The organism is Candidatus Eisenbacteria bacterium (assembly GCA_035577985.1).
In the GTDB taxonomy this organism is placed as follows: Bacteria; Desulfobacterota; Binatia; order DP-6; family DP-6; genus DATJZY01.
Genome location: DATJZY010000164.1, coordinates 15,063 through 28,014, shown reverse-complemented (window position 1 = coordinate 28,014; position 12,952 = coordinate 15,063). Strand labels below are relative to the sequence as shown.

At 69.3% G+C, this 12,952-nt stretch carries 12 protein-coding genes and 1 tRNA gene; 8 read left to right on the top strand and 5 right to left on the bottom strand.

What is annotated here, in order from left to right:
* The first annotated feature begins 66 nt into the window (after positions 1–66).
* Positions 67–666: a hypothetical protein gene (locus VMS22_23360; protein ID HXJ36986.1), complete on the top strand. Its 600-nt coding sequence runs from the start codon at positions 67–69 to the stop codon at positions 664–666.
* An 800-nt stretch (positions 667–1,466) separates the two neighbouring features.
* Here the strand turns inward: VMS22_23360 and VMS22_23355 are convergent.
* The 3 genes from VMS22_23355 to VMS22_23345 all read right to left on the bottom strand — a co-directional run bounded on the left by VMS22_23355 (position 1,467) and on the right by VMS22_23345 (position 3,328).
* Entirely contained in the window at positions 1,467–1,940 is a 474-nt protein-coding gene (locus VMS22_23355) for a hypothetical protein (GenBank protein HXJ36985.1), read from the bottom strand.
* A 306-nt stretch (positions 1,941–2,246) separates the two neighbouring features.
* A tRNA-Leu gene (locus VMS22_23350) sits at positions 2,247–2,330 on the bottom strand.
* A 344-nt stretch (positions 2,331–2,674) separates the two neighbouring features.
* Positions 2,675–3,328, bottom strand: coding sequence for a HEAT repeat domain-containing protein (locus VMS22_23345; GenBank protein ID HXJ36984.1), 654 nt, complete (start codon positions 3,326–3,328; stop codon positions 2,675–2,677).
* Positions 3,329–3,465: 137 nt separating this feature from the next.
* Here VMS22_23345 and VMS22_23340 point away from each other — a divergent pair, with 137 nt between their 5' ends.
* Positions 3,466–4,338: a J domain-containing protein gene (locus VMS22_23340; GenBank protein HXJ36983.1), complete on the top strand. Its 873-nt coding sequence runs from the start codon at positions 3,466–3,468 to the stop codon at positions 4,336–4,338.
* Here the strand turns inward: VMS22_23340 and VMS22_23335 are convergent.
* The gene (locus tag VMS22_23335; protein HXJ36982.1) at positions 4,331–4,966 is read right to left on the bottom strand and encodes a DUF309 domain-containing protein; all 636 of its coding nucleotides are present in this window, start codon (positions 4,964–4,966) and stop codon (positions 4,331–4,333) included. The genes VMS22_23340 and VMS22_23335 overlap by 8 nt on opposite strands.
* Here VMS22_23335 and VMS22_23330 point away from each other — a divergent pair.
* Both VMS22_23330 and VMS22_23325 read left to right on the top strand, forming a co-directional pair.
* Positions 4,952–5,863: a thioesterase family protein gene (locus VMS22_23330; GenBank protein HXJ36981.1), complete on the top strand. Its 912-nt coding sequence runs from the start codon at positions 4,952–4,954 to the stop codon at positions 5,861–5,863. The two genes, VMS22_23335 and VMS22_23330, sit on opposite strands and share 15 nt — an antisense overlap.
* On the top strand, positions 5,860–6,630 hold the full coding sequence (locus VMS22_23325) for an SDR family oxidoreductase (GenBank protein ID HXJ36980.1): 771 nt from the start codon (positions 5,860–5,862) through the stop codon (positions 6,628–6,630). Before VMS22_23330 ends, VMS22_23325 begins: the two co-directional genes overlap by 4 nt.
* Here VMS22_23325 and VMS22_23320 read toward each other — a convergent pair.
* Complete coding sequence (locus VMS22_23320; GenBank protein ID HXJ36979.1) at positions 6,576–7,154, bottom strand: helix-turn-helix transcriptional regulator; 579 nt, start codon at positions 7,152–7,154, stop codon at positions 6,576–6,578. The genes VMS22_23325 and VMS22_23320 overlap by 55 nt on opposite strands.
* A 150-nt stretch (positions 7,155–7,304) precedes the next feature.
* On the opposite strand from VMS22_23320, the gene VMS22_23315 reads away from it, so the two are divergent.
* The 4 genes from VMS22_23315 (at position 7,305) to VMS22_23300 (ending at position 12,926) form a co-directional block, all read left to right on the top strand.
* Positions 7,305–8,279, top strand: coding sequence for a hypothetical protein (locus tag VMS22_23315; protein HXJ36978.1), 975 nt, complete (start codon positions 7,305–7,307; stop codon positions 8,277–8,279).
* Between the two features lie 12 nt (positions 8,280–8,291).
* Positions 8,292–9,743 (top strand): DUF1800 family protein, encoded by a 1,452-nt coding sequence (locus VMS22_23310; GenBank protein HXJ36977.1) that lies wholly within the window; start codon positions 8,292–8,294, stop codon positions 9,741–9,743.
* A gap of 20 nt (positions 9,744–9,763) precedes the next feature.
* Positions 9,764–11,245, top strand: coding sequence for a DUF1501 domain-containing protein (locus VMS22_23305; GenBank protein ID HXJ36976.1), 1,482 nt, complete (start codon positions 9,764–9,766; stop codon positions 11,243–11,245).
* A gap of 100 nt (positions 11,246–11,345) precedes the next feature.
* Positions 11,346–12,926 (top strand): hypothetical protein, encoded by a 1,581-nt coding sequence (locus tag VMS22_23300; protein ID HXJ36975.1) that lies wholly within the window; start codon positions 11,346–11,348, stop codon positions 12,924–12,926.
* The last annotated feature ends 26 nt before the right edge of the window (positions 12,927–12,952 follow it).

Here is a 12,952-nt window from a genome sequence, read left to right as displayed (position 1 = left end):
CGCGATGCAGCGCACGGACGGCAATCTGACTGCCCTGGAAGCCTTCGTCCGCCAAGAGGACGCCCCATGACGAAGGACGACCGCGCGGTGTTCGGTCGGCATCTCATCGCGCTCGCCGAGACGTTCGCCGAACCGATGTCGAGCGCGCGTCTGTACGGCTACTTCGCCGCGCTCACCGAGTTGCCGCTGCCCGCTGTACTGCGTGCCATCGAGACGGCGCTCTCCACGGCGCGCTTCTTCCCGCGCCCCGCGGAGCTGCGTGAGCTCGCTGGAGTCGGTGCACCGGATGCCGGGTTGATCGAAACGCTCCTCGTAAGTCATCTGCGCCAAGCCGCTGGCGAGCAGCGACTTCCAGGCGACGCATTCCTGCGCTTGCTCATCGACCGTCTTGGTGGTCTCCGCCAGGTTGCCGACATGCCTAGCGGCGTACGCATTTCGGCACTCCGGTCGATCCTGCCGAGCGCGATCACGGCCGCGCGTATGCGTGGCCTCGCGCTCCCCTGCGAGGCGATGGACGCGCGCCCGGTTGAGCGGCGATCGCTAGACACGCAACCCTCGGCCCCGATCCCGGAATCGGGAGTATGCTCCACCGTGCCGACCTTTTTCCGCGGCGCCGATGACGAGAGGCCAGGGCTCCCTCGGGACGATGCCGGGACCGACGACTAGAGAACCTGCCGGTCCAGCGGAGACCGCAGACGGCGCGGGACAGCTGCATCCCGCACCGTACCTCTACGCCGAGGACCTGGCGCGCTTCACACCGTTCACCGTCGATGCGATCGCCCGAATGGTGGCCCGTGGCACGTTGAAGCTCGGCGTACACTGCTATCAGCCGCACGGCCGGCGCGGCCGGGTCATCTTCAAGTGGGCTGCCATCGTGTCGTTCATCGAAAGCGCTCGGCCCGCCGCGAATGACGTGGTAGAGCGCCGATGCGGGAAGGGACCCCTGGATGTCGAAGAGGCGACGAAGCGCCTACATCGGATGCTCCGTTGATGCGCAGGCGGGCGCGCTCCGATTGCGCTATCGATGGCATAAGAAGCAGCGGACCCACCGGCTGCATCTTGCGGACACGCCCGAGAACCGGGAAGCCGCCGAAAAGTTGAAACGGGTCGTCGCTGCGTGCGTGGGCGCCGGGCGCGATCCTCGGCCGGTACTCGAAGAGTGCCGGCAGGGCGAGAAATCTGAGGGCGGGACGGCCAACGCGCCTAGCGCTCTCACAATCAGCAGATACTACGAGCGCTGGGTTGCCACCAAGGTTCCACCGGAGGTACGGCGCGCGCAGGCGATCGACTACCGGCGACACATCCGAGGGTACGTCCTGCCTGCCCTCGGCGACCTTCCACTCGAGAGCGTGACCGCACGCGACATCCTGGGACTCCGGACTGAGCTTCGCCAGCGCGGGCTATCGCTGAAGTACGTCAAGAATATCCTGGCCGGCAGCTTTAAGGCGATGCTCCGAGAGGCCCGCTTAGTCGACCACGAACTCAGCCGCGATCCCTTCGAGGGCATCACCTGGCCTCGCGTCGAGGTTCCCGGGCCTGATCCCTTTACCCGTGACGAGCGGCAGCGCATCCTCGGCTGGTTCCAGGGCAAGCGATTCGGGTTTCATGTTGGCCTGGCGACCAATGGGCCGCGACTGAGGCCGCATCCCCACTTCCATGCGTTCGTTCACACCCTCTTCTGGACGGGGATGCGCCCCTCCGAGGCGGCGGCGCTCCAGTGGGGCGACGTCGACCTCGAGCGGGGCGTTCTTCAGGTTGTGCGCTCGCGCCACCTGTACGAGGATTCCGCGCCCAAGACCGAGCGCGCGCGCCGCACCGTCGAGCTTCTCCCCGAGACCGTGCGCGTATTGCGCGCCATTCAGCCGCTTCGGGCTATCCCTCAAACGCCAGTGTTCGTGAACACGAACGGTAGACCGCTTGAGCCGCGCGCGTTTCCACACTGGTACGCCTGCCTCCGTGCGCTAGGCATCCGCTCACGCGGCGTCTATTCGTGCAAGGACACCTACGTCTCAACGGTGCTCCCCCTGAAGCCCATTCCCTGGATCGAGGAGCAAACCGGCGTCGCGTACGTGACGCTCAAGAAGCACTACGGGCGTTGGATACCCCGTCCCGGAGTCGACCCAGCCTCGACAGAGCTCGAGCGGCTCGCGAAAGGGGCGGAATTGTGTACGCCGGACACAATTTCCCCTGCGCCCAGCTTTCGAGAAACCCTTGTCGGCTCTGGAGAAATCGCCGCAGGCGAGGAGTGCCGAGGAGGGGAATCGAACCCCTACACCCTTGCGGGCTGCGGATTTTGAGTCCGCCGCGTCTGCCAGTTCCGCCACCTCGGCGCGCCCGCGTACCTTAACGCCATCCCGTCGCCGGTGCCACCCCACGCAGCGCGCTGGGTTACTTCGGTAGGACACTAACCAGCTTGTCCAAGGGGCTTGGCGGGGGTCACGAGCCCGTGCTAGCTGGCTCGGAGGGGGTATCGCATCATGGCTCGCCGAAAGAGCGCTCCCGAAGACGTCGCCGATGAGATCTTGGTAAACCTCAACGCCCGCGTTCCGCGCAATCTCTGGCGGCGAGTTCGCCTCCAGTGTACGCGCGAGGGACGACTGCTTCGTACCTTCATCACCGAAGCGCTCGAAGAGCGCCTGCGCACGGAGCGACGTCGCGTTCGGAGTTGACGCCGTCAGGGCGTCGCGTCGCCGCTCTCTTCGGGTCCGCGGACACCCCGGTCCTTCGCGAGCGCGGGCGGAACGACCGCGGGCGCGGGTCGCTGCTCGATCTTCCGGATCGCGGCTTGCGCGAGGCCCCGCAGATTGTCGTCGTCCGTCTGCTTCGCGATCTTCTCGAGCGATGGGATGGCGGTCGGATCGCCGAGGTCGCCCAGGGCGAAGATCGCGCTGCCGCGCACGCTCGGGTCCATGTCGCGCGCCAGGAAGTCCATGACCGGCGCGGTCGCGCGCTTGTCGCCGATCTTTCCGAGCGCCGCCAGGATCCGCTGCTTGGTGGCGAGCGTCGTGTCGCGCATGAAGAGCTGTTGTACGAGCAGCGGCACCGCTTCCTTCACCCTCGCGTCGCCGATCACGTCGATCGACTTGATCCGGACGCTGAGGTTGGGGTCGCTCGCGCCCTTCAAGAGGTACTGCACCGCCTTCGGATCGTCGGCCGAGAGCCCGAGCCCCTCGATCCCCTCGAGACGCGTCTGAACGTCCTCGTCGTCGAACTTGCGGATCGCGTCGTCGAGCTTCTGCTGCTGGCGCGGCTTCTCGTAGCGATCCCGAAGCCTGGTCCGCCCGTCGTCCGGCGTCTGCGCCGCCGCCGTGCCAGCCCATGCCAGCATCGCGACCAGTACACCCGCAGCCCAGCGTCGGTACATCGACGGCGGAGTGTCGCCCATGGCCTGTGGGTTTGCAACCGACGTCGGATTTTTCTTCCGACGGCGCGGCGATTCTGGTAGAAGCGCGCCCACTCTCCGAGATGGTGCGATTCGAAGCAGGAAGCCGTCGCGCAGCGCTGGAAGGGATCGCGCGCATCCTCGATGCGGGCGGCCTCGAGGAGCTGTTCGACGGACCGGACGACGAGGCGCTCTTCCTCTATCATCTGCTGCACGAGGTCGCCCGCGGGCGCAGCTCGCCGTACTACTGGGAAATCTGCCGCACCGGCCGCCGTCGCAGCGTCACGCCGGAATACGTCGTCGATCGCGCGACAGTGCTGCTCGCATCGATCGAGGAGCGCCGCCGCACCGACATCTATCGGATCCTCGGCGTGCCACCCCTGGCGTCCGAGGAAGCGCTCCGGCAACGCTGGATCGAGGTCGCCAAGCAGGCGCATCCCGACGTCGGCGGCGACCCGGCGCACTTCCGCCAGGCGAAGGAGGCATACGAGATCCTGCGCGACCCGGCCCGCCGGGCGGAGTACGAGCGCTTCTGGCTGCGGGCGGTCGGGCCGATCGCTCGTCTGACCGACGGCGACGACGGCGTGCCGCCCGCGCCCGTCTCGTCGGGGATCGCCATGCGACAGCCCGAGCGGCGCGTGGTGATGGTGGCGAAGCGCACGGCGGCGCCGGAGCCGTCCCCGAGCGAGAGCGTGCGCGACCTCCAGGAGGCCACCACGCGCTTCGCCGAGGCGCGCGAGCACCTGGATCAGCATCTCGCGGCCGCGGGTCTCGAGGGCCTCGGCGCGACGCGCGAGCTCCTCGCCAAGGTCGACCAGCTGCTGGCCCCCGTCTCGCACGCCGACATCGTGGGAGCGCGGGCCGAGGTCGAGCAGGGGATCGCCCGGCTGGAAGCGCTGCGCACCGAGCTGGCGACGCTCGCCGACCTGAAGCGCCGGGTCGTCCCCCTTACATGAGGAGGAGCGGTGGGGGCCCGGCGGGTGGCTCCGTGCCGGCGGCGAGGGCGTCGTCCCATGCCGCGGTGGCTTCGAGGAGCGCGTCGACGTCGAGGATCGGGAGGACGCCGCGGCTGGCGGCGAGGCGATCGCGACCCTCGTGCATGAGGGTGCGCGCGCCGCGCGCGTTGCCGTGTGCGTGATGGTGTAGGGCGACGCCGATCTGGATCAACCCCTGGAGCGCCTGCCGCATCGGGCCGGTCGTGGTCTTCCAGACGGCCTCGAGCACCTCGTGCACCTCGAAGAAGAGGCGTTGGTTCCACAGGACGGCAGCCTGCGCGGCGGCCCGCTCGATCGCGCCGCCGGGCGCCGGACGGCCGCGATACACCTCGGCGGCGCGCAGTGCGCGCACCGCGTGGCGATGCGAAGCGTCGCGGTGTGGGCGGTGGACCTCCATGAGATCACCGTCGTCGTCGATCAGATGGAGCGCCGCGAGACGATGGCGCGCCGCGGGCGGGGCCTGCGACTGCGGACCCGCGAGCCATGCGAGCGCGGCGGCGTCGCCAGCGTCCTCGAGCGCGCCGATCACGAGCTCGGCGAGCGCGTTGCGGAGTGGAAGCGGAAGGCCTCTCGTGTGAGCGGTGGCCATGCGGGCGCCCTCGTGCTAGCAGGCGAGGCCGCCGTGCACCACGTGTACACCGCCCGCGTTCGCGTGTGCCACCACGAGCTCGACGCCTTCGGGCGGGTCTACCCGGCCGTGTACCTACGACATCTCACCACCGTCGCCGTCGACGCCAGCACCGCGGCGGGATTCGACGCGCGCTGGTACGCGACCAACGGCGTGCACTGGCTGGTGCGCCGCACGACCTTCGATCTCCACGCCCCGGCGACGGCGGGAACCGAGCTCGACATCCAGACGTGGGTCGAGGACTTCCGCCGCGTGCGCTCGCAGCGGCGCTACGCCATGCGGGCCGCCGACGGCGCCCCGATCCTCGATGCGGTGACCGATTGGGTCCTCGTGGAGACGGCGACCGGCAAGCTGCGACGCATCCCCGAGGAGGTCGAGCGCCGCTTCGGCATCGCGCCGAAGGGTGGAGCAGGAGGGCGCAAGCCGTGGTCCGCACCAGCCGCGCCGCCGGGCCCGCTGCGTACCCCGTACGCGGTGCGCTACACCGACCTCGACGCGCTCATGCACGTGAACAACGCCGCTTACCTCGACGTGCTGCTCGATGCGGGCCTCGACGTGCTCGCACGCGTGGGCTGGACGTTCGATCGGCTCCTGTCCGCCGGCGCAGCGCCGCTCTGCGTGCGGGGGGACATCGAGTATCTCGACATGGCCCGGTTCGGCGATCCCCTCGAGGTCGAGACGTGGTTCACGCCGTCGGCCCAGGAGCTCGGGGTGCACCAGCGTCTGGTGCGCACCGACGACGGCCGTGCGCTCGTCCAGTCGACGAGCACCTGGCGGTGGCTCGATCCGGCGACGCGCGCTGCCGTCGTGACGCCCGCCGGCCTCGCCGACGCCATCGGGGACGTCGCGGCGGCATGAGCGCGCCGGCGCGATCGCTGGCCGGCTCCGTCGGCGTCGTCACCGGCGCCTCGTCCGGCATCGGCGCGGCGACGGCACAGGCGCTCGCGGCGGCAGGTATGCGCGTCGTCGCCGGCGCGCGGCGCGGCGATCGCTTGCAGGCGGTGTGCGACGAGATCCGGGCCGCGGGCGGTGTCGCGGAGCCGGTGGTCGCCGACATGCGCGACGAAGGGCAGGTGACCGCGCTCGTCGACGCGGCCGTCACACGCTTCGGGCGCCTCGATACGCTCGTCAACAACGCGGGCACGGGCGTCGTGCGCCTCGTCGAGGAGGGCCGCGTCGAGGAGTGGCGATCGATTCTCGAGACGAACGTGGTCGGCACGCTCGTCGCCTGCCGCGCCGCGCTCCGGCACATGTTGCCGCGGGGACACGGCGACATCGTCAACATGACGTCGGTGTCGGCGGGCGAGGCGTGGCCCTACATGGCCGCCTACGCGGGATCGAAGGCCGCCGTGTACGCGCTCTCGCAGGCCCTGCGCCGCGAGGTCGCCCCGCGCGGCGTCCGTGTGATGACGATCGCCGTCCACAACATCGGGACGGAGTTCGGAACCAACTTCGACACCGACGTGCTGCCGGACGCGGTTCGGCGATGGCAAGCGCTGGGGCTCCTCAACCGCGAGGCGCAGCTCCTCGAGCCCGCGGACGTGGCGCGTGCCATCGTGTACATGATCTCTCAGCCCGACCCGGTGAGCGTACACGAGCTGGAAGTGCGCTCGCGGGCGAACTGATCGCCGCGACGCGGTTGCGCCGCGAGCAGCTCGCGGCATCGCGCCAGCCAGCGCAGGTGGGCCTCGGCGAGTCCGACGGCCGCCTCGTGCGCCACGCGACGCGTGAGCGAGTGCTGGCTGCCGTTGGCGTCGCTCTGCACGAGCGTCAGGTAGCGACGGTACTCGGCTTCCTGGCGCTCGAGCTGGACGACCAGGGCCGACGTACCGTGGCGCTCGGTGGCGAGCACGCGCACGATGATCTCGTCGCGCAGCGGCGGCGGCCACGACGGTCGCCGGGCAAGCCACGTGCGGAGTGCGCGCTCGCCCTTCAGCGTCAAACGAAAGAGCCGCCGCAGGCGCGCCCCGGTGGCGTCGTCGCGATGGCGGACGTGGCCCCGCCGCTCGAGCTGATGGAGCACCTGATAGACCTGACCCACGTTCGGGTGCCAGAACGGCCCGACGCGCGACATGAAGCGCTTGCGGAGCTCGTAGCCGTGCGCCTCGCCGTCGGCGAGCAGCGCGAGCAAGGCGTACCGTAGATGCATGGGCCCGTCCCCCCCTTCCGCGGAGCACGGAGCGAGGAACGTGCCAGGGACAGGGCGCCGCGCCACGGGCGGTACGGCGCGGCGTCGTGGAGCGCGCTTCACGATATTTTGCGTTGACGAGCCTGGTGGGGCGTGTGGTAGCAGAATGCCATGGCATGCGCCCTGCGCGTGGCGGGATTCCTCGCCATGTTGGTCCCCGCCGTCGCACAGGCGATCGTGATCGGCGGCGGGGGCAGCTCCAAGACCGACTGCCTGGTCGCGCTCGACGCCGCGGTCAACTATCCCCAGGACAATCCGAAGCGGTATCGGTGCACCGACGGCGACCCGTGCGACGCCGACGGCACCGTGAACGGCGTCTGCACGTTCGATCTCACGGTCTGCGCGAACAGCACGTACAACCCGCTCATCTGCACCCTCTCCGGCGTCGATTCGATCACGGTCGATCACGCCGTCGACAACGGCGACCGGAAATTCGACCCCGAATTCCAGGCCCTGCAGAACCGCATCAACAGCGCCATCGTCGGGCCGAACGACCCGCCGGCGCTCGACCCGGACACCTGCACCCTGCCGAGCGAGTTCATCATCCCGGTCATCGGCCCGCTCGCCGGGAACGTCTGCAAGCGCGGCAAGAAGGAGGTGAAGCTCACCTCCTATTCCACCTTCCAGCTCGGCGTGCAGCGCAAGGACCGCGACAAGCTGAAGATGGAATGCGAGCCGGCGCTGGCGGGGTGCGACCCGATGGTGCTCTACGCAGGCACGTTCGACCGCATCCAGAAGCAGGTCTTCGACAAGACCTGCGCCGTCAGCGGCTGCCACGACTCGCAGAGCCAGCAGAGCGAGCTGCTGCTCGAGGGCGACGCCGCCTACACGAACCTCGTGGACGTGACGCCCCACAATCCCGTCGCCGCCGCGCTCGGCTGGAAGCGCGTGAACGCAACCGCGGCCGACCCGGCCACGAGCTATCTCTTCCACAAGCTGACGGGCGACCTGCCCGACGACAATGGCAACCTCGGCGTGCGCATGCCGTTCGGCCAAGGCGCGCTCGACGACCTGTTCGTGGACATCATCAGACTCTGGATCGAAGCGGGCGCACCCCAGACCGGGTGGGTGGCCGGTACCTTCTAGGAGGAGGATCGGATGGGCGACGAAAATACGGTCCTGGACGAATCGTCGGCGCGACACCTGCTCCGTCGCACGGGATTCGGCGCGCTCCCGAAGGATCTGCTGAACTTCACGGGCAGAACCCGAGGCGAGGCGGCGGATCTCCTCCTGGCCTTCCGGCCGAAGGGCTTCAAGCCGGCCGGCGCGGACTTCGAGGGCGGACACAACAAGTGGGTGAAGTACCTGGTGAAGACCCACTTCCCGCTGCAAGAGAAGCTGGTCCTCTTCTGGCACGACCACTTCGCGACCGGCTACTCGAAGGTCCTCAACATCAAGCGGATGGCGCTCCAGAACCGGACCATTCGCCTGAACTGCAAGGGCGACATGCGCGTCCTCGTGAAGGCCATGAACAAGGACGCGGCCATGATCGAGTGGCTGGACACGGTCCGCAACCACAAGGCCACGCCCAACGAGAACTACGCCCGCGAGCTGCAGGAGCTGTTCACGCTCGGCGTCCTCGATTTCAACGGCAATCCCAACTACCAGCAGACCGACATCGTCCAGATCGCACGGGCGTTCACCGGCTGGACGTACGACGGCGACTCGAGCGTCGTGTCGTTCGACGACGGGGAACACGACTTCTCGAACGACTTCCCCTCGCGCGGCACCAAGCAGATCTACGGCGTCGGTGCCCAGTTCCGCTTCGACCAGCCCGAGGGCGAGACCGAGATCGACCAGGTGACGGACATCATCTTCCGCCACACCGACACCAGCGGCCAGAACACGGTCGCGCGCCGCACGACGCGGCGCCTGCTCGAGTTCTTCTGCCACGGCGGCTGGGCCACGCCCGACGCCACCATGATCGGCATCATCGACAACGAGCTGATCGCGCCGTCGAGCTTCGACACCACCTTCGTCATCCAGGACATCCTGCGGGCGATCTTCGTCCACGACGTCTTCTATCAGCAGGACGCGCGCGTCGCGGTCACGCCGTCGGTCAAGTGGCCGACGGATTTCCTCGTGAGCACGCTGCGGCTCCTGCGCATGAAGCTCAAGGGGAAGGATCAGGTCCTCGAGGGCGGCGACTTCCTGCGCGTCCTGGACCACCTGACGAACATGGGCCAGGTGTTGCTCGATCCGCCGAGCGTCTTCGGCTGGAACTGGGAGAACTCCTGGATCAGCAGCGCGACGCTCCTGGCGCGCTATGCCTTCGCGCGCGACCTCACGGGTGCGCGCGGCGGCGGCGCCCGCTTCAAGCCGGAGAAGCTGATGGATCTGGGCCTCACCGACCCCGGCGACATCGTCGACGCGGTGACGGCCATCCTGGGCGTCAAGGACGACCTGAGCTCGGGCGACCGCGACGCGCTCGTCGACTATCTGGGTGGGCCGGCCGCATCGCTCGATCTCAACGACTTCGACACCCGGAACGAGAAGCTGCACGGGCTCTTCGCGCTCGTGATCCAGTCCCCGATCTATCAGGTGCACTGAGGCGAGGGGGGAGAACCGACATGGCGATCACTCGACGACAGTTCATCAAGCGAACCGGTCTCGCGACCGCGGGCGCCTACTTCGGCCCGAGCCTCTTCGGCAACCCCTTCGTGCGCCAGGCGATGGCGCAGACGATCGGCGACCGCTACTTCATCGTGATGTTCCTCGACGGCGGGAACGACGGCTTCAACACCGTCGTCCCGTACGGCAGCGGGGTCCTGCGCACCGCCTACACGGGGTATCGCAACACGGGTGGCGGCGGGCTGCAGCTCTCGACCAACGATCTGAACGGCTCGACGCTCGGCACGGGCGGGACGCTCATCGGGAACGATCCCAACACGGGCGCCCAGCTCGCGCTGCACCCCGGGTTCGGCGGGTTGAGCGGCGTGTCGGCGGGTGCCGGCGGCTTGAAGGCCCTCTACGACCTCGGCGAGGTCGCGGTGATCCAGGGCTGCGGCTACCCCTCGTACAGCCTGTCGCACGAGGAGTCGCGCGGCATCTGGCAGTCGGCCAATCCGTTCGGGCTCGGGGCCTACAGCGGCACCGGCTGGGTGGGCCGTCACCTGGAGGGTGAGTACACCGGCGCCGACATTCCCGCGGTGAACATCCAGAGCTCGGTCGCGCCGGAATTCCGCCAGTCGGTCACCAGCGTGCTCGCCGTCAACCGGCTGCGCGACTTCGGCTTCCCGTACGACTACGACTATCCCGGCGACAAGAACGACAAGAACGCCGCGTTCACGAGCCTGTACACCAACGCGGAGTCGGGTCCGCTCGTGTACATCGGGAGCAGCGGCAACGCGACGTTCGCGAGCACCAACAGCTATCCCCAGCTCCACACCCTGTACGAGAACGCGCGCGGCTCGTGGAGCGATCTCTACGACACGGTCGACCGCAGCACGGCGCGGGACCTGCGCGAGATCGCGAAGGTCATCTACGGCGTCGCCAACGGCCTGCCGGCGAGCCAGCCGGTCGCCGCCCGCTTCTTCCAGCTCTCCAACGGCGGCTACGACACCCACTCCGACCAGGGTGCGGTCGACCCCGACGGACAGCACTTCCAGCTCCACGGCGAGGTCAGCTCCTCGATCAAGGTGTTCCGCGACGACCTCGAGAACATGGGCGTGTGGGACAAGACCTGCATCCTCATCTACAGCGAATTCTCGCGGCGCATTCCGCAGAACGACAACGGCACCGACCACGGCTCGCAGGGGCCCATGTTCGTGATCGGCGGGAAAGTGAACGGCGGCGTCTACGGCAACCACCCGAACGTCAACGACCTCGACAACGACGAGAACACGCGCTACCGGCAGGACGCGTACGGCGGCTACCGCTCCACCGACTTCCGCGACGTCTACGGCACGGTGCTGAAGCACTGGGTGAACATGGCGCCGGCCGACGTGTCGGCCCTGCTCCCGATCGACACCGGAAGCGCCAACACGCGCTGGACCGTCTCGAACTTCGACCTCACCCGTCCGGTGGGCGGCGTTCCGCTGTTCCAACCATGATATAGCGGCGGCGCTGCAGCTCGCCGACTACTACTTCCACGACCCGCGGCTCGCGCTGGTCCCGATCGAGCACCTGTCGGAGACGGGAGCGAGCCCGGAGTTGGCCGCGCTCCTCGGCGAGCGCGCCGGCTGGTCGCCGGCGCACGTGGACCTCTTCGACCAGGCGTGGCGCTTGTATTGGGAACGCTGCGCCGACCTCGCTCGGCGCACGCGGACGTGGCCGGCGCCGCGCCGCCGGCACGTGGCCGTCGTCACGCAGCCCGAGGCGGTCCGTCCCTACGTCCAGCTCCTCAACACGAGCGCCTGGCTCGTCTACGCGTGCGACGTCGATCCCACCGTCTCGCATCCCGAATTCCTCGCCTACGTGCTCGCCGTGGGCGATCGGATGGCTTTGACGGGGGAGGTCGCTCCCGCAGCCGTGCACGCGGGCGCCTGGTGGCTCGAGCGGACGGACGAGGAATGCGCGGCCTTCTCCTCGGCGGCGGCGCGCTCGACCCGACCGGACGCGGCTGCGTTCCTCGCGGTGGCGGACGCGCTCCCGTGGCTGCGGCGTCTGCACCACGAGACGCTGCGCACGCCGGTGCTGGTCGCGCCCGAGCGGCCGGTGCCGGGAACGGGCCTCCTCGTGCCGGCGTCGCTCGAAGAGGAGCCGGTGCGCCTCGTCGCGCGCTGGCGGGAGACCGCCGAGCGGACGCTCGCCCGCTATCACGCGTCCTGGCGGCGGCGCGCCCCGAAGCTGGTGGCGGATCTCTGCGACTGGCTCGCCACGACGCGCCCGCGTCTCGTCGTGACGGCCGAGCGCGGGCGCATCGTGTGGGATCCGGACGCGCCCGACCGGCTGGGCGCGCTTCGCAGCGAGCTCAAGCGCGCCGATGCGGTCGCCGCCGCGCGCATCCGCCACGACCTCGAACGGATCGCCTCGATCGGCGAGCGCTTCTTCGCCGCGGTGGTCGATCCGTCGACGCTGCCGCCGCCGGCCCCGAACACGTTCCAGACGGGCTACACCTACCTGTACTCGGACCGGCACGTGATCGCGTACAACCTCGACGAGCCGGGTATGGAACGCCTGCAGGGGCCGGCGCTGCCCTACGAGCACGCGATGGTCGGCGCGCGCACCGCCCACGAGTGGGCGCACCTGGCGGACACGGCGGGCTACGTGCGCCGCGTCGCCGCGCCCGACGACTGGGCGGCGCTGCGCGCCGAGTTCGCCGCCCTGATCGAGGACACGATCGCGCAGGCGCCGGCAGCCGTGCGGCGCGCGACGGCCGCCGATCTCGCCGCCCTCAGCGATGGCAGGCCGCTCGGCGTCGCCCTCGGGCGCGTGCTGGTGACCCGCATGCCCGACTACCGCGCGAACCTGGTGGCGCGCGGCCTCATGACCGACGTCGAGGCGGAGACCTACGTGCGCCACAACGTTCGCACGCTGCGCGGCGAGTACCCGCCGGCCGGGATGTGGCGGTTACTGCTGCGTTACATGTTCGAGTACCAGTATCTCCAGCCCGCGCTCGGCCTCACGCGCATGGAGGATCCGCGCGCGTACTTCGTCCATAGCACTGGCCTGGTGGACGACTTCTTCGCGCCCGGGATCGTCGACGAGGCGCGGTTCGACGCCCTCGCCGGCGTGGTAGCACGCCTGTGCGCCTGCTACGCGATCGACCCGGAGAAGCTCCGCTTCGCATGACAGCGCCCGTTCGGATCGGTAGAATC